The organism is Massilia solisilvae (genome assembly GCF_024753215.1).
GTDB lineage: Bacteria > Pseudomonadota > Gammaproteobacteria > Burkholderiales > Burkholderiaceae_D > Telluria > Telluria solisilvae.
This window is the reverse complement of the sequence record NZ_JANUGV010000030.1, coordinates 1-227: the sequence shown is the minus strand read 5'-3', so window position 1 is coordinate 227 and position 227 is coordinate 1. Positions and strand designations below refer to the sequence as shown.

The 227-nt window shown below is 65.6% G+C and carries 1 protein-coding gene; it reads left to right on the top strand.

Annotated features, from left to right (window positions below):
* The coding region (locus tag NX773_RS23475; protein WP_258858650.1) for a cadherin-like domain-containing protein at positions 1-227 on the top strand (227 nt) is incomplete at both ends.

Here is a 227-nt window from a genome sequence, read left to right as displayed (position 1 = left end):
TACACCGTCACCAGCGCACCGGGCAAGGGCACCATCAAGGTCAGCGGCACGGCGGCCACCACGTTCACGCAGCAGGACGTCATCGACGGCAAAGTGAGCTACACCGCCAACAGCTACGGCAGCGACCAGAGCGACAGCTTCAGCGTGTCGGTCTCCGATGGCGCGTTGAGCGATGCGAAGCCTGTCGCCGTCACCATCACGTCCGCCAACGTGGCGCCCACCAGCAC